This is a genomic window from Sphingobium sp., assembly GCF_033795625.1.
In the GTDB taxonomy this organism is placed as follows: Bacteria; Pseudomonadota; Alphaproteobacteria; order Sphingomonadales; family Sphingomonadaceae; genus Sphingobium.
Genome location: NZ_JARYGI010000118.1, coordinates 1 through 751, shown reverse-complemented (window position 1 = coordinate 751; position 751 = coordinate 1). Strand labels below are relative to the sequence as shown.

The 751-nt window shown below is 63.0% G+C and carries 1 protein-coding gene and 1 pseudogene; both read right to left on the bottom strand.

Translation table 11 applies throughout. The features are described from left to right. Nucleotides 1–172: 172 nt before the first annotated feature. The gene (locus QHC67_RS18910; protein ID WP_013039094.1) at nt 173–580 is read right to left on the bottom strand and encodes a response regulator; all 408 of its coding nucleotides are present in this window, start codon (nt 578–580) and stop codon (nt 173–175) included. 81 nt (nt 581–661) lie between these two features. Further along, nucleotides 662–751: pseudogene (fixJ, locus tag QHC67_RS18905) on the bottom strand (DNA-binding response regulator); the annotation flags it as partial.

The window sequence follows — 751 nt, the reverse complement described above, 5'->3', positions numbered from 1 at the left end:
TCGAGAATATGCCCGAACTGAAGACGCAATGGGGATATTTCGTCATCCTCGGCGTCATCGCTGCGGTCTGCATCGGACCCTACATCCGGTTCAAACGCAGCCACTGGCTTTGACGTCGCTGACCGCTTTCCACATCGCGCGGGCTGAGGCCGCTGGGGCAGGCCGCCATAACTCAATGCTTTCGAAGCGTCTCGGCGCGGTGCCGGTCCAACGCATCGAGCAAAGCCCTGCCGATCAAAGGCTTTGCGAGAACGTGATCGAAGCCCGCCTCGGCGGCCCGCGAGGCCAGCAGCGTGTCGTGAAAGCCTGAGATCATGATGGCGCGTCCCGACCATCCGATCTCGCGAAGGTGACGCAGCATCGCGAATCCGTCGATGTCGGGCATGCGATAGTCGAGGATGACGCAGTCTGCTTCCTTCGCGCGCGGGTCGGCCAACAGCGCGTGGCCGGTGGTATATCCCCACACAGCATAGCCGCGCGATCTCAGCAGCAGCTGGAGGCCACGCCGCACGCCGGGATCGTCGTCGGAAACGAGGATGGTGTATCTGCCATCATGCTGGGTGGAACGGACCGATGGCATTGCGAGAAGCGGACACCCGTGTGACGATTGCACCATCGATCGCATATCGCGCCCCGTCCCGTCGCTACGTAGAGGTCGCAGTCACTTCGGCTTGCGGCCCATGCCCGCGGCAAAGGCGATCCGCAGGGCTTCGGACAAATTGCGGACCTCGAGCTTGGCCATCAGGCTCGC